General features: G+C 71.5%; 19 protein-coding genes. 5 read left to right on the top strand and 14 right to left on the bottom strand.

Features of this window, described 5'->3' with window-relative positions; genetic code table 11:
• A partial coding sequence (locus PV363_RS01645; protein WP_301021554.1) for an aldo/keto reductase occupies positions 1–507 on the bottom strand: 507 nt, incomplete at its 3' end.
• A 40-nt stretch (positions 508–547) separates the two neighbouring features.
• Entirely contained in the window at positions 548–2581 is a 2034-nt protein-coding gene (locus PV363_RS01640) for an NADPH-dependent 2,4-dienoyl-CoA reductase (RefSeq protein WP_301021553.1), read from the bottom strand.
• A 26-nt stretch (positions 2582–2607) separates the two neighbouring features.
• Here PV363_RS01640 and PV363_RS01635 point away from each other — a divergent pair, with 26 nt between their 5' ends.
• Positions 2608–2859: an SCO4848 family membrane protein gene (locus PV363_RS01635; protein ID WP_220342615.1), complete on the top strand. Its 252-nt coding sequence runs from the start codon at positions 2608–2610 to the stop codon at positions 2857–2859.
• Here PV363_RS01635 and PV363_RS01630 read toward each other — a convergent pair.
• The gene (locus tag PV363_RS01630) at positions 2816–3382 is read right to left on the bottom strand and encodes a PadR family transcriptional regulator (RefSeq protein WP_301021552.1); all 567 of its coding nucleotides are present in this window, start codon (positions 3380–3382) and stop codon (positions 2816–2818) included. The two genes, PV363_RS01635 and PV363_RS01630, sit on opposite strands and share 44 nt — an antisense overlap.
• A gap of 48 nt (positions 3383–3430) precedes the next feature.
• Positions 3431–4537 (bottom strand): FAD-dependent oxidoreductase, encoded by a 1107-nt coding sequence (locus PV363_RS01625; protein WP_301021551.1) that lies wholly within the window; start codon positions 4535–4537, stop codon positions 3431–3433.
• Positions 4538–4603: 66 nt separating this feature from the next.
• Here PV363_RS01625 and PV363_RS01620 point away from each other — a divergent pair, with 66 nt between their 5' ends.
• Complete coding sequence (locus tag PV363_RS01620) at positions 4604–4999, top strand: VOC family protein (protein ID WP_301021550.1); 396 nt, start codon at positions 4604–4606, stop codon at positions 4997–4999.
• A gap of 17 nt (positions 5000–5016) precedes the next feature.
• Here the strand turns inward: PV363_RS01620 and PV363_RS01615 are convergent, their stop codons facing one another.
• Together PV363_RS01615 and PV363_RS01610 are read right to left on the bottom strand one after the other, a co-directional pair.
• On the bottom strand, positions 5017–5601 hold the full coding sequence (locus PV363_RS01615; protein ID WP_220342612.1) for a YdeI/OmpD-associated family protein: 585 nt from the start codon (positions 5599–5601) through the stop codon (positions 5017–5019).
• 15 nt (positions 5602–5616) lie between these two features.
• A complete protein-coding gene (locus tag PV363_RS01610; protein WP_220366693.1) occupies positions 5617–6183 on the bottom strand; it encodes a dienelactone hydrolase family protein in 567 nt (188 codons plus the stop codon).
• Positions 6184–6244: 61 nt separating this feature from the next.
• Here PV363_RS01610 and PV363_RS01605 point away from each other — a divergent pair, with 61 nt between their 5' ends.
• Entirely contained in the window at positions 6245–6619 is a 375-nt protein-coding gene (locus tag PV363_RS01605; protein ID WP_220342610.1) for a nuclear transport factor 2 family protein, read from the top strand.
• A 12-nt stretch (positions 6620–6631) separates the two neighbouring features.
• Here PV363_RS01605 and PV363_RS01600 read toward each other — a convergent pair whose 3' ends face one another.
• Genes PV363_RS01600 through kdpF form a run of 6 tightly spaced genes read right to left on the bottom strand, consistent with a single transcriptional unit; the run spans position 6632 to position 14281 of the window.
• A complete protein-coding gene (locus PV363_RS01600; RefSeq protein ID WP_301021549.1) occupies positions 6632–7309 on the bottom strand; it encodes a response regulator in 678 nt (225 codons plus the stop codon).
• Entirely contained in the window at positions 7306–9846 is a 2541-nt protein-coding gene (locus PV363_RS01595; RefSeq protein WP_301021548.1) for an ATP-binding protein, read from the bottom strand. The genes PV363_RS01600 and PV363_RS01595 overlap by 4 nt, the downstream gene beginning before the upstream one ends.
• Before the next feature lie 13 nt (positions 9847–9859).
• Positions 9860–10501, bottom strand: coding sequence for a potassium-transporting ATPase subunit KdpC (gene kdpC, locus PV363_RS01590; RefSeq protein WP_220342607.1), 642 nt, complete (start codon positions 10499–10501; stop codon positions 9860–9862).
• Positions 10502–10524: 23 nt separating this feature from the next.
• Positions 10525–12534 (bottom strand): potassium-transporting ATPase subunit KdpB, encoded by a 2010-nt coding sequence (gene kdpB / locus PV363_RS01585; RefSeq protein WP_301021547.1) that lies wholly within the window; start codon positions 12532–12534, stop codon positions 10525–10527.
• A complete protein-coding gene (gene kdpA, locus PV363_RS01580) occupies positions 12531–14192 on the bottom strand; it encodes a potassium-transporting ATPase subunit KdpA (protein ID WP_220342605.1) in 1662 nt (553 codons plus the stop codon). Before kdpA ends, kdpB begins: the two co-directional genes overlap by 4 nt.
• Entirely contained in the window at positions 14192–14281 is a 90-nt protein-coding gene (gene kdpF, locus PV363_RS01575) for a K(+)-transporting ATPase subunit F (protein ID WP_167000460.1), read from the bottom strand. The genes kdpA and kdpF overlap by 1 nt, the downstream gene beginning before the upstream one ends.
• Positions 14282–14443: 162 nt before the next feature.
• On the opposite strand from kdpF, the gene ilvA reads away from it, so the two are divergent.
• On the top strand, positions 14444–15703 hold the full coding sequence (gene ilvA, locus PV363_RS01570; RefSeq protein ID WP_301021546.1) for a threonine ammonia-lyase IlvA: 1260 nt from the start codon (positions 14444–14446) through the stop codon (positions 15701–15703).
• Between the two features lie 23 nt (positions 15704–15726).
• On the opposite strand, the gene PV363_RS01565 is transcribed toward ilvA, so the two are convergent.
• Positions 15727–16215: a DUF4383 domain-containing protein gene (locus tag PV363_RS01565; protein WP_255559828.1), complete on the bottom strand. Its 489-nt coding sequence runs from the start codon at positions 16213–16215 to the stop codon at positions 15727–15729.
• Positions 16216–16258: 43 nt separating this feature from the next.
• Positions 16259–16579, bottom strand: coding sequence for a hypothetical protein (locus PV363_RS01560; RefSeq protein ID WP_220342604.1), 321 nt, complete (start codon positions 16577–16579; stop codon positions 16259–16261).
• A 150-nt stretch (positions 16580–16729) separates the two neighbouring features.
• Here PV363_RS01560 and PV363_RS01555 point away from each other — a divergent pair, with 150 nt between their 5' ends.
• The gene (locus PV363_RS01555; protein WP_301021545.1) at positions 16730–20488 is read left to right on the top strand and encodes a nitrate reductase subunit alpha; all 3759 of its coding nucleotides are present in this window, start codon (positions 16730–16732) and stop codon (positions 20486–20488) included.
• Positions 20489–20518 lie beyond the last annotated feature (30 nt).

Raw genomic sequence — 20518 nt, 5'->3', positions numbered from 1 at the left:
CTGGTCGACCTCGAGCGGCTGATCGACCGCCGAGCGCAGGTGAGCGATGTGCGACGCGGCCATGTTGGAGACGCCGAAGCCGCGGACCGTGCCCTCGGCCCGCAGCACGTCGAACGCGTCGGCGATCTCCTCCGGTCGGGCGAGCGGGTCCGGGCGATGCAGGAGCAGGCGGTCGAGCCGATCGATGCCGAGCCGCGCGAGGCTCCCCTCCACCGAGGCGAGGATGTGCTCGCGGGACAGGTCGTACGCGTTGCCGTTCTCCGCGCCGCCGAGGACGATCCCGCACTTGGTCTGGATCTCGAGCTGGTCCCGCAGGCCCGGGTTGCGGGCGAGGACGGTCCCGAACACCGACTCCGCGGATCCGCCGCCGTAGATGTCGGCATGGTCGAAGAGACGGATGCCGATGTCGTACGCCGTGCGGACCGCGGCCTCTGCGCGGTCGACCTCCTCGTCGGTCGGTGCGGGTCCGGCGGACCCGAGTCCCATGCAGCCGTAGGCGAGTCTCATGCCCTCATCCTGGCCGCTCAGCGCCGCATCGGCTCGCGGCTCAGAGGCGGGCGGCCAGCTCCGTCGCCTGGCGGATGGCGCGCTTGGCGTCCAGCTCGGCGGCCACGTCGGCGCCACCGATCACGTGCACGCTCACGCCGGCCTCGCGCAGCGGCTCGGCGAGGTCGGCGACCGACTCCTGTCCTGCGCACACCACGACGGTGTCGACCGCGAGGACCTGCTCGGCGCCGTCCTGGTCGAGGATGTGGAGCCCCGCGTCGTCGACGAACTCGTACGTGACGCCGCCGAGCATGTGGACGCCGGCGTCCTTGAGCGTGGCGCGGTGGACCCAGCCCGAGGTCTTGGCGAGGCCCTTGCCCAGCGGTGCGTCCTTGCGCTGGAGGAGCCACACCACTCGCTTCGGCGGCGCCTTGACCTTGGTCGCGAGGCCCCCGCGCTCGAGCTCGGGGTCGGTCACGCCCCAGCGTGCCATCCACTCGTCGAGGTCCTCGTCCGGCTCGTGGAGGAGGAACTCGGCGACGTCGAAGCCGATCCCGCCCGCGCCGATGACGGCGACCCTCTCTCCGGCCTCGACGCGGCCCTCGATCACGTCGGGGTACGACGCCACGCTCGCGTGGTCCAGGCCCTTGATCTCCGGCACCCGAGGGACGACGCCGGTCGCGACGACGACCTCGTCGTACGCCTGAAGGTCGGCGACGGTCGCCCGGGTCGAGAGCCGCACGTCGACGCCGGTGGTCTCGAGGCGCCGTGCGTAGTAGCGCAGCGTCTCGGCGAACTCCTCCTTGCCGGGGATCCGCTGTGCCAGCCGGAACTGCCCGCCCACCTGGTCGTCGGCCTCGTACAGGGTCACCTGGTGCCCGCGGTCGGCGATCTCCGTGGCTGCAGCGAGTCCCGCGGGGCCGGCGCCGACGACGGCGACCCGCTTGCGGCGCGGCTCGGGGACGGGGAGGAGGCGCAGCTCGGTCTCGTAGCCGGCGCGGGGGTTGACCAGGCAGGTCGCGCGCTGGTTCCTGAAGGTGTGGTCGAGGCAGCCCTGGTTGCAGGCGATGCAGGTGTTGATCTCGTCGGCGCGGCCGGCGGCCGCCTTGTTGACGAACGCGGCGTCGGCGAGCAGCGGGCGCGCCATCGACACCATGTCGGCCTGGCCGTCGGCGAGGATCTTCTCGGCGATCTCCGGGGTGTTGATGCGGTTCGAGGCGATCACCGGGATCCCGACCTCGGGACGCAGCTTGCCGGTCACCCAGGCGAACGCGGCGCGTGGCACCGAGGTGACGATCGTGGGGACGCGGGCCTCGTGCCAGCCGATCCCGGTGTTGAGGATCGACGCGCCCGCCTCCTCGAGCTTGCGGGCCAGCTCGACGGTCTCCTCCCAGGTCTGCGCGTCGTCGACGAGGTCGAGCAGCGAGATCCGGTACTGGACGATGAACTGCTCCGCGGTGGCCTCACGGATGCGGCGGACGACCTCGACGGGGAAGCGCATCCGCTTCGCGGCGGTGCCACCCCAGGCGTCGGTGCGGTCGTTGGTGCGGGCCGCGAGGAACTGGTTGATGAGGTATCCCTCGGACCCCATGACCTCGACGCCGTCGTAGCCGGCGCGCTGGGCGAGCAGCGCGGCGCGCACGAAGTCGTGGATCGTCCGCTCGACCTCGCGGGTGCTCATCGCGCTCGGCTTGAACGGGGTGATCGGCGACTTCTTCGCCGAGACGCCCTTGGAGAAAGGGGAGTATCCGTACCGGCCGGCGTGCAGCACCTGCATGAGGATGCGGCTGTCGTGGGCGTGGACCGCCTCCGTGACCTCCCGGTGGCGGTCGGCCAGGCGACGGGATGCCATGGTCGAGCCCATCGGGCTGAGCCAGCCACGCCAGCTCGGGGCGTACCCGCCGGTGACGAGGAGCGCGGTGCCACCCTCGGCCCGCTCGGCGAAGTACGCCGCGAGCTTGGAGATGTCGCTCGCCCGGTCCTCGAGCTTGGTGTGCATCGAGCCCATCATCACGCGGTTGCGCAGCGTGACCCCGCCGACCGTGATCGGGGAGAGGAGGTGCGGGTACGGGGTGGGGGCGGGCTGCTCAGCCATGGGATCCTCTGGTGTTCACTAGACGGGTGATCTCTCGTCGTGCTGCGTGGTTCCTGGTGCTGGCCGGGGTGTTCAACATCGTCATCTGGCCGCGGTTCGGGATGGCGGTGTGGGACGACGAGCGAGCGTGGGAGGGCGCCGTCGGGGACAGCACGCCGACCGGCTTCCTGTGGGTCCACGCGGTGCTGATCGTCGTGGCCGTCTCGATCGCGGTCGGCATCCTGTGGGTGGCGTTCACGGCGCTCCGGTCGAGGCGGAAGGCGCGCTCGGCTGTTTGAGCAGCCGTTCGACCTCCTCGCACCAGTCGAGCCCGGCCTGCTCGAGCAGCAGACCTCCACGGAGCACGGCGTACTGCGCGCGCTGGCCGTCGTCGAGCGCATCGGCGTCGGAGAAGTTGCGAGCCTCGTCGGCGCGGTAGTACGCGAGCCGCTCGCGGTGGGTCTCCGCCCGGCGGCGTACGTCGGCGAGAACGGCGTCGCGGTCGCAGTACGGCAGCCCGCGGAGCTTGACCGCGAAGTCGCTCCGGGAGGCTTCTGACGGGCTCGGTGTGCGTGACCACTCGAGCAGCGCGGCGTGCCCCGCGCCGGTGATGGCGTACACCTTCTTGTCCGGTCGGCCGTCCTGCGGAACCGGGTGCGACTCCACCAGCCCGTCACCCTCCATCCGCCCCAGCTCCTTGTAGATCTGCTGGTGGCTGGCCTTCCAGAAGTAGCCGATCGACTTGTCGTACCGGCGCGTCAGGTCGTAGCCGCACGCCGATCGTTCGGCGAGCGAGACGAGGATCGCGTGCTCCAGGGCCATGCGCCGAGTGTATATGCAACTCGTTGCAGTGCAAGCCGTTGCATCGGCTCAGGCGGCGGCTCGGTCGTCGAGGACCCGCACCGCCGACCGGGCGGCCACCCGCCCCGCCCGGTTGGCCCCGATCGTCGACGCCGAGGGCCCGTAGCCGACCAGCTGCACCCGGTGGTCGCGTGCCGCGGTCGTCGGGGTGTGCGCATCCTCACGGGCGACGAGACGCACTCCGCCGGTGTCCTCGCGCAGGTGCAACGGCGCCAGGTGGCGCAGCACGGCCCGGAAGCCCGTGGCCCACACGATGGCGTCCGCGTGCCGGAAGGTCCCGTCCGCCATCCGCACCCCCTCGGGCTCGATCCGCGTGAACATCGGGTGCCGCTCGTACGCCCCCATCGCCGCGGCGCGTGCCTCTTGAGGGCGCAGCAGCAGACCGGTCACACTCACGACGCTCTGCGGCGGGAGGCCCTGCCGTACGCGCTCCTCGACCAGCGCCACCGCCTCGCGGCCGGCGTCCGGGTCGAAGTCGCCGACGCGCCACACGGGCTCGCGACGCGTGACCCAGGTCGTCGACGCGGCGAGCGGGGCGATCTCGCCGAGGACCTGCACGGCGGAGGCGCCGCCGCCCACGACGACCACGTCCAGACCGGCGAGGTCCTCGGGTCCCTCGTAGCCGTGGGTGTGGAGCTGGCGGCCGCGGAACGACGACGCTCCTGGATAGCTCGGCCAGAACGGTCGCTCCCACGTACCCGTGGCGTTGATGACCGCCGGCGCGCGCCACACGCCGGCATCCGTGCGGATGAGGAGGTCCCCGCCGCGGTTCCCGGGGTCGGCGTCCTCGACTGCGCTCACCCGCACCGGTCGGACGACGGGGAGGCCGAAGCGCTCCTCGTAGGCGGCGTAGTACGCGGGAACGAAGTCCCGGGCGGCCGCGTCGTCCACGGCCTCGGGCACATCGAGTCCCGGAAGGGTCGCGATCCCGTGGACGTCACCCATCGTCAGCGTGCGCCACCGGTGCTGCCACGCGCCCCCGGGAGCGGGGTTCGCATCGAGGACGACGAACGAGGCCCCGAGCCGCTGGAGGTGGTACGCCGCCGAGAGCCCGGCCTGCCCTGCGCCGATCACGACCACGTCGACCAGGGTCACGGTGTCGGGAGAACGGCTCACGTATGAGGACAACCATCGCGTCGGCGCGGGTGTTCCGGGAGGGCGCGCCCGGATAGCGTGGCCGCCATGACGGTCCCGCACTCCGACCCGGAGCACCTCGCCTTCGTCCACCTGCACCACGTCCAGCTGGCGATCCCGGCCGGCGGCGAGGACGCGTGCCGTGCGTTCTGGGGCGGTGTGCTCGGCATGCACGAGCTGGAGAAGCCCGCCGAGCTCGGGGCTCGGGGCGGCTGCTGGTTCCGGTCGGGCGGCGTGGAGGTGCATCTGGGGGTCGAGGAGGACTTCCGACCCGCGCACAAGGCGCACCCCGGCATGCTCGTCGCGCGGATCGACGACGTGGCTGCGCGGCTCGCGGCGGCCGGCATCGAGGTGACCTGGGACGACGCGTTCCCAGGGCACCGGCGCTTCTACACCGCAGACCCGTTCGGCAACCGGCTCGAGGTGCTCCAGCCCCTCGGGTGACCGCTGCGACGTCCTGGCTACCGGTTGTTGGCGGCGATCCCCTGGGCGGCGAGCCGGACCACCTCGGCGATCCGCGTCTCACGGGTGCTGGGCCGCTTCGCGTCGACGAGCCAGCGCAGGATCTGCTTGCGGCGCCCGGCGGTGAACGCGTCGAACTGACGCCGTGCCTCGGGGTCGGCGTCCAGGGCGGCCGCGAGGTCGTCGGGGACCTCCATCGCCTCGACGGAGTCGAGCACGGTCCACGACCCGTCGGCCTTCGCCCGGTCGATCGCCTCCCGGCCGGCAGGAGTCATGCGTCCGGAGGCCTCGACGCGGGCGACACGCTCCTTCGACAGGCGGCTCCACACCGAGCCGGGGCGACGGCGGGTCATCCACAGCATCGAGTGCTCGTCGTCGAGGCCCTTGGCCTGACCGTCGATCCAGCCGAAGGCCAGGGCCTCCTCGATCAACGCCTCGTACGAGAGGTCGGGGCGGTCGGCCTCGTGTCGAGCCCACACCACCCAGACCCCGGGGTCTGGGTCGGCGTGGTGGTCGGCGAGCCAGGCGCGCCACCGGGTCGCCGAGCTGATCGGGAGTCGTGGGGCGTCGCTCATCGATGACATCGCGGGACCTCCTCGTCAGCCGACGCGGGAGGCGAAGGCGAGCACGCGCTCGCGCAGCAGGCCGGCCGCGTCGGAGTCGTAGTCGACGTTGCCGACCTCGCCGAACAGGTGACGGGTCCCGGGATAGCGGAACACCTCCGCCCCGGAGGCCTCGGCGAACGGCGCGACCTCGGCATCCCAGTTGATCCACGGGTCGTCGACCATGCCGTGGACCTGGGCGGGGAGTCCGGCGGGCCAGGTCGAACCGAGTGCCTCGGGAGGCAGCACGCCGTAGAGGAAGACAGCACCGAGGGCCCCGGGTCGGGTCTGGGCCTCGAGCTGGGCGAAGACCGCCCCGAGCGACATCCCCATCCACAGGACCTCGGCCGGAAGCCCGTCGACCGCCGCTCCTGCGCGGCGCATCAGCTCCTCCCGGCCGACCTCGTCGCGGTAGCCGACAGCCTCCTCGACGCTGGTGAACGTCCGGCCGTCGAAGTAGTCGGGCGTGTGCACGGTGTGGCCGGCCGCACGGAGCTCGTCGGCGAACCCGATGAACCCCTCGGTCTGCCCCTGGGCGTGGTGGAACAGCACGATCTCCGTCATGCTCCAGCACGCTAGACCCGAGCGCCGAGACGTGTCAGTGCCCGCACCTACTCTCGAACACATGTCCACGTCGTCCGATCTCCTCGCCGCCCCACGCACTCCCGACGAGCTGAGCGTGCAGCTCGTCGAGCGCCTCACCGCCCGCGACGTCGAGGGCGTCGTCGCGCTCTACGAGCCGACGGCCGTGCTCGAGATGCCCGACGGCCGCCTCGCGGTCGGGCACGACGACATCCGTGCCTTCTACGCGCGCGCCCTCGCCGGTCACCGGCCGATCCGGGCGGGCATCCCGCGTCGGCCGCTGGTTCGAGGCGACGTGGCCCTCTCCACGACGGTGCTGCCGATGGACGCCGGTGCCGGCGGCGCGACGTGCGAGGTCGCGCGGCGTCAGCCCGACGGGACGTGGCGCTGGATCATCGACCGCCCGAGCGTGCGCTGAGCCCGGGAGCGCTCACCCGACGAAGCGGTAGCCCAGCCCTGGCTCGGTGACGAAGTGCCTGGGGTTGGCGGGGTCGTCCTCGAGCTTGCGGCGGATCTGCGCGAGATAGACCCGCAGATAGTGGGTCTCGCGCTCGTACGCCGGTCCCCACACCTCACGCAGGAGCTCGCTCTGGCGGACGAGCCGCCCGGGACGCCGCAGCAGGGCGGTGACGATCCTCCACTCCGTCGGGGTCAGGTGCACCTCCACGCCGGACTTCACGGCGGTGCCGTCCTCGGGGTCGATGACGAGTCCGCCGACGGAGACCGCGGGCGACGGCGACGGGGAGGTCCCGCCCCTGCGTACGGCCGCCCGCAGGCGAGCGAGCAGCTCCTCCATCCCGAACGGCTTCGTCACGTAGTCGTCCGCACCCGCGTCGAGCGCCTCGACCTTGTCGTCGGCCTCGTGGCGCGCGGAGAGCACGACGATCGGCACGCTGCTCGTGGCACGGATCCGGCGGATCACCTCGGTGCCGCTCACGTCGGGCAGGCCGAGGTCGAGCAGGATCACGTCAGGGACCCGCTCGGCGACGGCCTGCAGCGCCGACCGTCCGTCGCCGGCGGTCTCGACCTCGTAGTCGCGTGCGCGGAGGTTGATGCGGAGCGTCCGCAGGATCGCGCGGTCGTCGTCGACCGCCAGCACGACGGTCATCCTGGCTCCTCGTCCGGTGGGCCCCCGGAGACCGGTGCCTGCGGCAGCGTGACGACGAAGGTCAGGCCACCGCCCGGCGTCTCCTCGACCTCCAGCGTGCCCGACATCGCCTCGGTGAGCCCACGCGCCACGGCCAGACCGAGACCGACACCGTCACCCTGCGGCACGTCACCCAGGCGCTGGAAGGGGGCGAACATACGGTCGCGCCCTTGGGACGGCACCCCCGGGCCGTGGTCGACCACGCGCACGGACACCCGGCGAGCGCCGTCGGACTCCGTGTACGCCGACGCCTGGACCTGCACCGGACCCGAGGTGTGCTTGAGAGCGTTCTCGCCCAGGTTGGCGAGGACGCGTTCGAGGAGACCCGCATCGGCGCACGCCCCCGGGAGACCCTCCGCCGCCCGGACCTCGATGCGTTCGGCGTCAGGCAGCCCCGCGACCGCCCTGCGGACGACCTCGACGACGTCGACGTCGGTGGGGAGCGCGGTGAGCGCGCCTGCGCGGAGGCGGCTCATGTCGAGGAGGTTGGCGACCAGCGCGTCGAGGCGGTCGGCAGACTCCTCGATCGTCATCACCAGCTCGGCCTCGTCCTCCGGCGACCAGGTGATCTCGTCGTTGCGCAGGCTCGAGGCGGCGGCCTTGATGGCGGCCAGCGGACTCCTCAGGTCGTGCGAGACCGCGGCGAGGAGGGCCGTACGCGTCCGGTCGGCCTCGGCCAGCTCGTGCGCGTGCACGCGCTGGTCCGCCGCTCGCGTACGGTCCCTGACGACTCGGGCGTGCGCGGCGTAGGCGGTGAGGAGCCGCCGGTCCGAGGCCGCGAGCGTCCGTCCCCGGAGCACCAGGGAGGTGTGGTCGTCGATGGGCACCTCGACGTCGGCAGCCGAGACGGTGTCCGGTGCGTCGCCGTACGCGGCGACCGTCTCCCACCCGGGCGACGCCCGCTCCAGGATCGCCGCGCCACGCATGCCGAAGACCTTGCACGCCTGTGCGAGCAGCGTCGGCAGGCTCTCGCCCGCATGGAGGAGGCTGTGGGAGAGGACCGCCAGCGCGTCGGCCTCGGTCGACGCCCGCCGCGCCTGCGCGGCCCGTCCTGCCGCGACGTCGACGACCGACGCGACGGCGACGCCCACCACGACGAAGACGCCGATCACCGCGATGTACTGGCCGCGCGCGATCGCCAGCGTGTGCACCGGGGCCACGAAGAACCAGTTCAGAAGGGCCGCGGACAGCAGGGCCGCCACGAGGGCCGGCACCAGACCGCCCACCAGCGCGACCAGCACCACCACGCTCAGCATGACCATCGACTCGAGAGTGAGGTCGTGCAAGTCGGCGGTGAGGTTCAGGAGGAGCGCAGCGAGCACCGGGAGGACCACGCCGAGGCCGTAGCCCAGGACGGTGCGCCGGGTCCCGAGGTCGGGCCGCCGCCGGTCTCGGGTGCCTCTCCGCGCCTCCTGGTGGTTGACGATGTGGACGTCCACGTCTCCCGATCCGGCGATCACCCGCTCGCCGACCCCAGGACGCAGGGCCACGGACCACCGTCCGCGCCTGCTGGCGCCGATGAGGATCTGCGACGCGTTCTCCGCCCGCGCGAACGAGAGGATCCCGTCGGCGACGTCGTCGCTGACCACGGTGTGAAAGCTGCCTCCCAGGTCGGTGACCATCGCGTGCTGGCGTGCCAGCTGGTCGGGCGAGGTGCCCGACAAGCCGTCGCGACGGGCGACGTAGACCGCCAGCCACTCGCCGCCCGCGGTCCGACCGGCGATGAGCGCCGCCCGGCGGAAGAGGGTCGCGGACTCCGCGCCACCGGTCACCGCGACCACGATCCGCTCCCGCGCCGGCCAGGTCGCATCGATCTGGTGCTCGTGCCGGTAGCGCTCGAGCCCTTCGTCGACCCGGTCGGCCACCCAGAGCAGCGCGAGCTCGCGGAGCGCCGCGAGGTTGCCCTCCCGGAAGTAGCGGGACAGCGCCGCGTCCACCCGGTCGGCGGAGTAGACGTTGCCGTGGGCCAGCCGGCGCCGCAACCCCTCGGGACTCATGTCGACCAGCTCGACGGTGTCGGCGCTGCGCACCACCTGGTCGGGCACGGTCTCCCGCTGCCGGACCCCGGTGATCGCCTCCACGACGTCGTTCAGCGAGTCCAGGTGCTGGACATTGAGGGTGGTGACGACGTCGATCCCGGCGGCCAGGAGCGCGTCCACGTCCTCCCAGCGCTTGGCGTGCGTAACGCCAGGGACGTTGGTGTGAGCGAGCTCGTCGACCAGGACGACCTCGGGCCGCCGGGCCAGGACGGCGTCGAGGTCCATCTCCTCGTACGTCGACTCCCGGTACGTGACCCGACGTCGGGGGACGAGCTCGAGACCGTCGAGCTGCTCGGCGGTGTGGACCCGGCCGTGGGTCTCGACGAACCCGACGACGACGTCGGTCCCGCGGTCGCGGCGGCGTCGCGCCTCGTCGAGCATCCGGTAGGTCTTGCCGACGCCGGGAGCGGCCCCGAGATAGACCCGGAGCCGCCCGCGGTGCGAGGGCGGATGGTCCATGTCCGCCATCCTGTCAGGCCTTCGCGGCGTCGAGGATCGCAAGGTTGAGCAGCAGGACGTTCACTCCCTCCTCGCCGAGGAAGCCGAGCGTGCGCCCGGCGGTGTGCTCGGTGACGAGGTCGCGCACTGTCGACGGGTCCAGGCCGTTGGCCTCGGCGACGCGTGCCACCTGGAGGTCGGCGTACACCGGCGAGATGTGTGGGTCGAGGCCGGAGCCGGAGGCGGTGAGGGCGTCGGCCGGGACGTCGGACGGGGCGACCCCCTCCTCCTCGGCGACGGCGGTCCTCCGCTCCTCGATCGAGGCGAGAAGGTCCGGGTTCGACGGGCCGAGGTTGCTCGCGGCGCTCGCCAGCGCGTCGTACTCGGTGGCCGACGGCCGCGGGTGGAACAGCGCCGGGTCCTCGAAGGTCTGCCCGATGATCGCGGATCCGACGGGTCGGCCGTCGACCTCGACGACCTGCCCGTTCGCGTGGTCGTGCGCGACGACCTGGCCGACGGCCCAGACGGCTGCGGGGTAGCCGATCCCGAGGATCACCGTGAGGACGAGCAGGATGCGGAGCCCCGTCGCGGTCTGACGCAGGAGCCCGGCGCCGAGCGGGGCGTGGACAGGTGCCGCATCGGACTCCCGGTCCGCGGGGGTGGTGGTCGTGGTCATGCGCGTGCCCTTTCCGTACGGGCTCACAGTGCGGAGCCGAAGAGGGTCGAGAGGAGGAGGTCGATGATCTTGATCCCGACGAACGGCGCCACCAGGCCACCGAGGCCGTAGACCAGGAGGTTGCGTCGCAGCAGTCCGGCCGCGGAGGTCACCCGGTACTTCACGCCCTTGAGCGACAGCGGGATCAGCGCGACGATGATGAGCGCGTTGAAGACGACTGCCGAGAGGATCGCCGACTCGGGGCTGTGCAGCCGCATGACGTTCAACGACTCCAGGCCGGGGTAGGCCGCGACGAACATCGCGGGGATGATCGCGAAGTACTTGGCGACGTCGTTCGCCACGGAGAAGGTCGTCAGAGCGCCTCGGGTGATGAGCAGCTGCTTGCCGATCTCGACGATGTCGATGAGCTTCGTCGGGTCGGAGTCCAGGTCGACCATGTTGCCGGCCTCCTTGGCGGCCGACTTTCCCGAGCTCATCGCGACGCCGACGTCGGCCGCGGCCAGCGCGGGAGCGTCGTTCGTGCCGTCACCGGTCATCGCGACCAGGCGGCCGCCGGCCTGCTCCTGACGGATGTAGGCCATCTTCTCCTCGGGCGTCGCCTCGGCGAGGACGTCGTCCACACCGGCCTCCGCCGCGATCGCCTTCGCCGTGACCGCGTTGTCGCCGGTCACCATGACCGTACGGATGCCCATCCGGCGCAGCTCGGCGAAGCGTTCGGCCATGCCGGGCTTCACGACGTCCTTGAGGTGGATCACGCCGAGGACCTGTCCTGCGCTGCCGTGCGCGGGGCGGACGGCGACGACCAGCGGGGTGCCGCCGTCCGCGCTGATGCGCTCCACGGCAGACTCGACGCTCGGGGGCAGAGCGGTCTGGTCGAGCCAGGCGAGGACGGCCGACCAGGCGCCCTTGCGGACCACCGTCCCGTCGGCGAGGTCGACCCCGGACATGCGCGTCGATGCGGAGAACTCGACGATCTGGGCCCCGACCGGGAGCGGCACGTCGGGAGCGCCCTGCGTGAGGGCGAGCTCGACGATCGACCGGCCCTCAGGAGTGGGGTCGGCAAGGCTCGAGAGTCGTGCGGTGTCCCGCAGGACCTCGGGGTCCAGACCCGCCTGCGGGACGAAGGACGTCGCGCGGCGGTTGCCGTACGTGATGGTCCCGGTCTTGTCGAGCAGCAGCGTGCCGACGTCACCTGCGGCCTCGACGGCGCGACCCGACATCGCGAGGACGTTGACCCGCACGAGCCGGTCCATGCCGGCGATGCCGATGGCCGAGAGGAGAGCGCCGATGGTGGTCGGGATCAGGCAGACCAGCAGCGCCACCAGGACGAGCGTGCGCTGCGGTGCACCCGCGTAGTCTGCCATCGGTGCCAGCGTCGCGACCGCCAGCAGGAAGACGATCGTGAGGCTGGACAGCAGGATCGTCAGGGCGTTCTCGTTGGGTGTCTTGCGCCGCGAGGTGCCCTCGACGAGCGCGATCATCGTGTCGAGGAACGTGCTGCCCGGGGCCGCGGTGATCCTCACGACGATCCGGTCCGACAGCACGGTCGTGCCGCCTGTCACCGCCGACCGGTCACCGCCTGCCTCGCGGATCACAGGAGCGGACTCGCCGGTGATCGCCGACTCGTCGACCGACGCGATGCCCTCGACCACGTCGCCGTCGCCCGGGATGACCTCCCCGGCCGCGACGACCACCCGGTCACCGATCGCGAGGTCCGTGCCGGGGACCTCCGTCTCGGTGCCGTCGCGGTCGAGGCGTCGGGCGACCGTGTCCTTGCGGGCGGCGCGCAGCGAGGCGGCCTGCGCCTTGCCGCGTCCTTCGGCGACGGCCTCGGCGAGGTTGCCGAAGATCACCGTCAACCACAGCCAGACCGCGATCGCGATCGTGAAGAAGCCGGGGTCGGCGAGGGCGAGGACGGTGGTGAGGACGGACCCGACGAGCACCACGAACATCACCGGGTTGTGCCACATGTGGCGCGGGTCGAGCTTGGCCAGGGCCGTCGGCGCCTGGCTCACGAGCTGGGAGAGGGTCATGCGAGGGCCTCCGCGATCGGACCGAGGGCGAGCGCGGGGAAGTAGGTCAGCCCGGTCATCACGAGGACGACCCCGACCAGCAGGCCCGCGAACAGGGGAGTGTGAGTGGGAAGGGTGCCGGTCGTCTCGGGGACCTTCCCCTGGCGCGCCAGCGAGCCGGCCAGGGCGAGGACGAACAGGATCGGCACGAACCGGCCGAGCAGCATCGCCGCGGCGAGCATCAGCTGGAAGAACGTGGACGTCACCGTGATGCCGCCGAACGCGCTGCCGTTGTTGTTCGCCGCCGACGTGAACGCGTAGACGACCTCGGAGAAGCCGTGGCCTCCCGGGTTGCCCATCGCTGCTGCGGTGCTGGGGAGGCCGATCGCGATCCCGACGCCGACGAGGACGAGGGCAGGCGTGGTCAGCGTGTAGAGCGCCACGTAGCGCATCTCGGTCGAGCGGATCTTCTTCCCGAGCAGCTCGGGCGTACGGCCGACCATGAGACCTGCGACGAAGACCGCGAGGATCGCCATCACGAGGATGCCGTAGATCCCGGCGCCGACACCGCCGGGCGCGACCTCGCCCAGCATCATGTTGACGAGGACCGCTCCTCCGCCCGTCGGGGTCAACGAGTCGTGCGCGGCGTTGACGGCCCCGGTCGAGGTGCCGGTCGTCGCGGTGGCGAAGAGGGCGGATGCCCACTCACCGAAGCGTGTCTCCTTGCCCTCCATCGCGGCGCCGGCAGCCTGTGCGGACTGTCCGTGCGCACCGACCTCGGCCCAGGTGGTCACTGCGAGCGAGGTGACGAAGAGGGCGCCCATCGCCGCCAGGACCGCGTATCCCTGCCGACGGTTGCCGAGCATCGTGCCCAGCGTGCGGGTCAGGGCGACCGGGATCAGGAGGATGAGGAAGATCTCGAGCAGGTTCGAGAAGCCGTTCGGGTTCTCGAAGGGGTGGGCCGAGTTCGCGTTGAAGAACCCGCCGCCGTTGGTGCCGAGCTCCTTGATCGCCTCCTGGCTCGCGACCGGCCCGGTCGTGATCGTCTGCTGCCCGCCGGTGACCGTGTCCACGACCTGGTCCGCGCCGAAGCTCTGCACGGTGCCCACGACCACGAGCAGCACGGCCCCGACGAAGGCGATGGGGAGGAGGACCCGCAGGCTCACCCGGACGAGGTCGACCCAGAAGTTGCCGAGCTGGTCCGAGCGGTCTCGCGTGAAGCCGCGGATCAGAGCGACGGCGACCGCGATGCCGACCGCGGCCGACACGAAGTTCTGCACGGCGAGCCCGGCGGCCTGCGCGGTCCAGCCGAGCGTCGACTCACCGGCGTACGACTGCCAGTTGGTGTTGGTGACGAACGAGACGGCGGTGTTGAGCGCCATGTCCCAGGGCATGCCCCCCATCCCGCGGGAGTAGGGCAGGGCCGACTGTGCGACCAGCAGGACGTACAGGAGGAGGAGGCTCACGACGGAGAAGCCGACGACGGCCAGCGCGTACGAGCGGGTGCTCTGCGTCGCGTCCGGGTTCACCCCGGCGAGCCGGTACAGCGGGCGCTCGACGCGGCTGTGGCGCGGGCTCTCGAGCGTCCGGGCGATGTAGTCGCCAAGAGGGCGGTAGGCCAAGGCCAGCAGGGCGACGAGGGCGAGCAGGCTCAGCGCGCCTGCGAGACCGTCGCTCATCAGAACCGCTCCGGGTGGATGAGAGAGGCGACCAGGTAGCCGATCAGAAGGGCCACCAGTGTGATCAGGAGGCCGGTGTCAAGACTCATGACGCCGAGTCTTGGCCGCTGACGGCTGCCTGCGGCCGACCTTGACGCGACCTTGACCGGCCTTGACGCGATCTTGACGCGCCCGTGACGTGCGTCTCGGTGGGCGTCTCGACGGGCGGGCGAGTGCGAGTGGGACAGGCGCCCGTCCTTACGCTGGACGGTGTGCCTGTGACCGCTGACGACGTCGACGCCGCCTACGAGCCCGTCTCCCGGGTCGCTCTGCGGACACCGCTCGAGCGCGACGTCCGCCTGTGCGAGCAGACGGGTGCCGACGTGTGGCTCAAGCGTGAGGACCTCCAGGTCGTCCGCTCCTACAAGCTCCGCGGCGCCTTCCACATGATCTCGCGGCTGGACGACGCCGAACGCGGGCGCGGCCTCGTCGCCGCGAGCGCAGGCAACCACGCCCAGGGAGTCGCGTACGCCGCGCGTGCCCTCGGCGCGCACGCACGCATCTACCTCCCGCGGACCACGCCGCGACAGAAGCGCGACCGCATCGCGACGCTCGGCGGCGACGCGGTCGAGGTCATCGTCGGTGGGGACACCTACGACGCCGCGAGCGCGGCCGCGTACGAAGACGCCTCCCGCACCGGCGCGACGATCGTGCCCGCGTTCGACCACCCGGACGTGATCGCCGGGCAGGGCACCGTCGCGCGAGAGGTCGGTGAGCAGCTCGGCTCGGCCCCGGACGTCGTCGTCGTGCCGGTCGGAGGAGGGGGCCTGGTCGCGGGCATGGCGGCGTGGCTCGCGGTACGCCACCCGCACACCCGCATCGTCGGTGTGGAGCCCTCAGGCGCGGCGAGCATGGCCGCGGCGATGGGCAAGGGCGTTCCGGTCACGCTGGACGAGGTCGACGCGTTCGTCGACGGTGCCGCGGTTCGCCGGGTGGGGGACCACACCTGGGCCGTCCTCGAGGACCTGGCCCGTCGCGGCCGGGCGGTCGAGCTGGTCGATGTCGACGCCGGCACCGTGAGCGAGGAGATGCTCGCCCTCTTCGAGGTCGACGGCGTGATCGCGGAGCCTGCCGGGGCGCTCGCCGCGGCTGCCCTGCGCGTGCCCGGGCTCGTGGCGCCGGGCGAGTCGGTCGTCGCGGTCGTGTCCGGTGGTAACCACGACGTGAGCCGCTACGCCGAGGTGATCGAGCGGGCGCTGGTCTCGCGCGGCGTGAAGCACTACTGGCTCGTGGAGTTCCCGCAGGAGCCAGGGGCGCTGCGGCGGTTCCTCGACGAGGTGCTCGGGCCGGACGACGACATCACGCTCTTCGAGTACGTCAAGCGGCACAACCGGGAGACAGGGCCGGCGCTCGTCGGTATCGAGCTCGGCTCTCCCGACGATCTCGGCGGGCTGGTCGCGCGGCTCGAGGACTCGCCGGTGCGCGCCACGAAGCTGTCTCCGGACGACCCGGCGTTCCAGTTCCTGGTGTGAGCGCCCCGACCTGAGCGATCCCGTCAGTTCGTGGCACGTCCAGGCGCGCGTTCGGCCGCGCGGGGCGTCAGCAGTCCTCGCCCGACGGCGGCCAGGAAGATCATGCCGATGCTCAGCCCGAGGTGGAGCCAGTTGTCGGCATCGTTCACGGGGACGATGTTGGCGCCGTGGTCGTGGTCGACCATGACGCCGTACGCCCACAGGCCCAGATAGGCGACGCCGCCCCAGAGGAGATAGCGCAGCGAGCCGATCACGCTCCGCGCGAGGACCAGCCCGGCCACCCCGAACCCGAGGTGGAGGATGTTGTGCAGCACGGAGACCTCGAAGAGGCCGAAGAGCTCGGCGTCGCTCTCGTGACCGGCCCAGGTGATCGCGTCGAGGTTCGTCGTCACCCCCGGGACGAATCCCAAGATCCCGACGAGCACGAACGTGGCGCCGACCACGGCAGCCATCGCTCGTACGGTCTGGACGGCCTTCCGCTCCGGCGTCGTGGCAGCTGCGATGTCCTTCATGCCGCGTCGGTACCCACGGATCGAGGGCCTACCCGCCGGTGCGTCAGATGTCGGTCACAGCGGTGAGCAGGAAGACCGAGTCGGCGAGCGCCTTCACCGAGTGACGCTCGCGGGGGATCTGCGCGAGCATGCCCGTCTCGAGGGCGGTCGTGCCGGACGCGCCGACGACCTCGATCGCGCCCGTGAGCACCAGGATGCTGCCTGCCGGCGGTGCCTCGTGCTCGGAGAGCTCGGCGCCCTCGGCGAGCCCGAGGACGCTCTGGCGCAACGGGCCGTCGGTGAGCACCAGCTCGGCGCTCCTTCCGTGCGGCGCCGAGCTGGCGGCGTCGACGTACTCCTCGGTGAGCGCAGCGACGTCGCGCATACGAACCTCCGTCTCCGTGCGGGCGATGACGGTGAGCGTAGTCGGCCCCGGCCCGCCCCGCTCGGCGGCGAACAGGGGGTCCGAGGGCCGCAGAAGTTCCGGTCGCGGCCATGCCCGGTCCGACCTACGTTGTCGCGAGAGGAGGCTGTGATGACTCAGACCACCCGTGAAGGACGAGCGCGTGCTCGGCGCCGGGGATCCGGCGGGGGCACGGACGGTCCTGCGTCGGAGGCCCTGCTCGCGCTCGGTGACTTCTTCTCACGCTGGGACGAGAGTGCTGACCGGCGCGCTGTCTATCGCAAGGGCGGTCGCCGCGGCGACGTCTTCTATCGCGACCGGTGGAGCCACGACAAGGTCGTTCGGTCCACGCACGGGGTGAACTGCACGGGGTCGTGCTCGTGGAAGGTCTACGTCAAGGACGGGATCATCACGTGGGAGGCGCAGCAGACCGACTATCCCACCACGGGACCGGACCGCCCCGAGTACGAGCCGCGCGGATGCCCTCGCGGCGCGGCCTTCTCCTGGTACACCTACTCGCCCACCCGGGTGCGCTACCCGTACGGACGAGGTGTCCTGATCGAGATGTACCGCGAGGCCAAGGAGCGTCTCGGCGACCCGGTCCTCGCCTTCGCGGAGATCGCGGCAGACCCTGACAAGCGTCGCCGCTACCAGCAGGCCCGCGGCAAGGGTGGCCTCGTCCGCATCTCGTGGGAGGAGGCGGTCGAGATCGCCGCCGCCGCGCACGTGAGCACGATCAAGACGTACGGGCCGGACCGGTGCGCGGGCTTCTCTCCGATCCCGGCGATGTCGATGGTGTCGCACTGCATCGGCACGCGCTTCATCCAGCTCATCGGCGGCGTCATGACGTCGTTCTACGACTGGTACGCCGACCTCCCGGTGGCGAGCCCGCAGGTGTTCGGCGACCAGACCGACGTCCCGGAGTCCGGTGACTGGTGGGACGCCTCGTACCTGCTGATGTGGGGGTCGAACGTCCCCGTCACCCGCACGCCGGACGCGCACTGGATGGCGGAGGCGAGGTATCGCGGCACCAAGGTGGTCGCGGTCTCACCCGACTTCGCCGACAACACGAAGTTCGCCGACGAGTGGATGCCGGCGCAGGCCGGCACCGACGCGGCGATGGCGATGGCGATGGGCCACGTGATGCTCAAGGAGTACTACATCGAGCGCCAGGTCCCGTTCTTCACCGACTACGTGAAGCAGTACACCGACCTGCCCTTCCTCGTCCGGCTCAGGCAGTCCGACGACGGCTCCTGGGTCCCGGAGAACTTCCTCACCGCAGCCGACCTCGAGGGCTCGGGGACGTCGCAGAACGAGGCGTGGAAGACGGTGCTCCTCGACGCCCGTACGAACGAGCCGGTGGTCCCCAACGGATCGGTCGGGTTCCGCTACGGCGAGGAGGGTGAGGGCCGCTGGAACCTCGACCTCGGCGAGGTCGACCCCGCGCTGTCGGTGATCGGCCCGGACGCGCGGCCGGCCGAGGTGCTGATGCCCGCCTTCGACGCCCCCGACGGCTCGGGAAGCGTGATCCGGCGCGGCATCCCGGTCCGTCGCGTCGGGGAGCACACCGTCACCACGGTGCTCGACCTGATGCTCGCGCAGTACGGCGTCGGCCGCGACGGGTTGCCCGGCGAGTGGCCGACCGGGTACGACGACGCGTCGTCGCCGTACACGCCGGCCTGGCAGGAGGCGATCACGTCGGTGCCCGCGTCGCAGTGCATCCGGATCGCACGCGAGATGGCCCAGAACTCCGAGGAGTCGGGCGGGCGGACGATGATCATCCTGGGCGCGGGCGTCTGCCAGTGGTTCCACGGGGACGTCACGTACCGGGCGATCCTGACGCTGCTCATGATCACCGGAGCCATGGGGCGCAACGGCGGCGGCTGGGCGCACTACGTCGGCCAGGAGAAGTGCCGTCCGATCACCGGCTGGCTGTCGCTGGCCAACGCGCTCGACTGGTCGCGCCCGCCGCGGACGATGACCGGCACGTCGTACTGGTACATGCACACCGGCCAGTGGCGCTCCGACGGCTCCCACCAGGACGTCCTCGCCTCACCGCTCGCGGAGGGCGACCTCGGCGGCCTGCACACCGCCGACCTGATCGCGAAGTCGGCACGGATGGGATGGATGCCGTTCTATCCGCAGTTCGACCGCAACCCGCTCGACCTCGCCGACGAGGCGGGCGCGGCGACGGCCGCCGGCTCGGCGGCGGACGCGGGCTCGTGGATCGCCGACCGGCTCCGGGACGGCAGCCTGAACGCGGCGATCGACGACGTCGACGCACCGCAGAACTGGCCGCGCACGCTCGTGCTGTGGCGCTCGAACCTCTTCGGCTCGTCGGCGAAGGGCAACGAGTACTTCCTCGAGTACCTGCTCGGCACCCGGTCGAACGTCGACGACACCGACGCACCGGAGCCGCCGCGCACGATCCGGTGGCGGGACGAGGCGCCGCGGGGCAAGCTCGACCTGCTCGTGTCGGCCGACTTCCGGATGACCTCGACGACGCTGCTGTCCGACATCGTCCTCCCGGCTGCCACCTGGTACGAGAAGTACGACCTCTCCTCGACCGACATGCACCCGTACGTGCACGCCTTCACCCCGGCGATCGACCCGCCGTGGGAGACACGCAGCGACTTCGACATGTTCACCGCGATCGCGGTGAGGCTGTCGGAGATGGCGAAGACGCACCTGGGGGTCCGCAAGGACCTGGTCACCGTCCCGCTGCAGCACGACACACCGGGCGAGATCGCGCAGCCCGGCGGGCGGAGCCTCGACTGGAGGGAGGGGCAGACCGATCCGGTCGCCGGCAAGACGATGCCGGTCGTGGCCGTCGTCGAGCGCGACTACACCGCGATCGCGGACAAGCTCGCCGCCGTCGGGCCCAAGGCCGAGCAGCTCGGCTTCACCACCAAGAACATCACCTACGACCTCGAGGAGGCGGTCGCCTCGCTCGGTGCCAAGCACGGCGTGATGGGGTCGGGAGCGGCCGAGGGCCGGCCCGCGATCGACACCGACTCGCGGATGGCGGAGGCGATCCTCACCTTCTCCGGGACGACCAACGGGCACCTCGCCGCACAGGGCTTCCGCGACCTCGAGCGGCGCACGGGCCGCCCGCTCGTCGACCTCGCCGAGGGCGCGGAGGAGAAGCAGATCACCTTCCGGATGACGCAGGAGGCTCCGCAGTCGGTGATCACCTCTCCGGAGTGGTCGGGATCGGAGACCGGCGGGCGACGCTACGCGCCGTTCACGGTCAACATCGAGCGCCTGAAGCCGTTCCACACGCTCACCGGGCGGATGCACTTCTACCTCGACCACGCCTGGATGCGCGACTACGGCGAGCAGCTGCCGACGTACCGTCCGCCCCTGGACATGCACCGCATGTACGGAGACGTGGCCGTGGGAGACGCTGCGGCTCCCGTGGAGGACGGTGCCCTGCAGATCGCGGTCCGGTACCTCACCCCGCACAACAAGTGGTCGATCCACTCGGAGTACCAGGACAACCTCCTCATGCTCTCGCTGTCGCGCGGCGGTCCGATGGTGTGGATGAGCGTCGGGGACGCCGACCGGATCGAGGTCGCCGACAACGACTGGGTGGAGTGCGACAACGCCAACGGTGTCTTCGTCGCGCGCGCGATCGTGAGCCACCGGATGCCCGACGGCGTCGTCTACGTCCACCACGCGCAGGAGCGCCTGATCGACGTCCCGAAGTCGCAGAAGACCGGTCGACGCGGCGGTATCCACAACTCCGTCACCCGTCTGCTGGTCAAGCCGACCCACCTCGTCGGCGGGTACGCGCAGCTGTCCTACGCGTTCAACTACCTCGGCCCGACGGGCAACCAGCGCGACATCGTCTGCACCGTCCGCAAGCGGACCGTGCCGGTGACGTACTAGTCCGAGCCCAGGCCGGCCACGGGCGGAGAG

The organism is Mumia sp., from assembly GCF_028803055.1.
GTDB lineage: Bacteria > Actinomycetota > Actinomycetes > Propionibacteriales > Nocardioidaceae > Mumia.
This window is presented reverse-complemented; position numbering and strand designations above follow the sequence as displayed.

Coding starts and splice junctions, on each gene's coding strand:
- PV363_RS01640 (WP_301021553.1), bottom strand. CDS start 2,581: ATGGCTGAGCAGCCCGCCCCCACCCCGTACCCGCACCTCCTCTCCCCG.
- PV363_RS01630 (WP_301021552.1), bottom strand. CDS start 3,382: ATGGCCCTGGAGCACGCGATCCTCGTCTCGCTCGCCGAACGATCGGCG.
- PV363_RS01620 (WP_301021550.1), top strand. CDS start 4,604: ATGACGGTCCCGCACTCCGACCCGGAGCACCTCGCCTTCGTCCACCTG.
- PV363_RS01615 (WP_220342612.1), bottom strand. CDS start 5,601: ATGTCATCGATGAGCGACGCCCCACGACTCCCGATCAGCTCGGCGACC.
- PV363_RS01610 (WP_220366693.1), bottom strand. CDS start 6,183: ATGACGGAGATCGTGCTGTTCCACCACGCCCAGGGGCAGACCGAGGGG.
- PV363_RS01605 (WP_220342610.1), top strand. CDS start 6,245: ATGTCCACGTCGTCCGATCTCCTCGCCGCCCCACGCACTCCCGACGAG.
- PV363_RS01600 (WP_301021549.1), bottom strand. CDS start 7,309: ATGACCGTCGTGCTGGCGGTCGACGACGACCGCGCGATCCTGCGGACG.
- PV363_RS01595 (WP_301021548.1), bottom strand. CDS start 9,846: ATGGACCATCCGCCCTCGCACCGCGGGCGGCTCCGGGTCTATCTCGGG.
- kdpC (WP_220342607.1), bottom strand. CDS start 10,501: ATGACCACGACCACCACCCCCGCGGACCGGGAGTCCGATGCGGCACCT.
- kdpB (WP_301021547.1), bottom strand. CDS start 12,534: ATGACCCTCTCCCAGCTCGTGAGCCAGGCGCCGACGGCCCTGGCCAAG.
- kdpA (WP_220342605.1), bottom strand. CDS start 14,192: ATGAGCGACGGTCTCGCAGGCGCGCTGAGCCTGCTCGCCCTCGTCGCC.
- kdpF (WP_167000460.1), bottom strand. CDS start 14,281: ATGAGTCTTGACACCGGCCTCCTGATCACACTGGTGGCCCTTCTGATC.
- PV363_RS01565 (WP_255559828.1), bottom strand. CDS start 16,215: ATGAAGGACATCGCAGCTGCCACGACGCCGGAGCGGAAGGCCGTCCAG.
- PV363_RS01560 (WP_220342604.1), bottom strand. CDS start 16,579: ATGCGCGACGTCGCTGCGCTCACCGAGGAGTACGTCGACGCCGCCAGC.
- PV363_RS01555 (WP_301021545.1), top strand. CDS start 16,730: ATGACTCAGACCACCCGTGAAGGACGAGCGCGTGCTCGGCGCCGGGGA.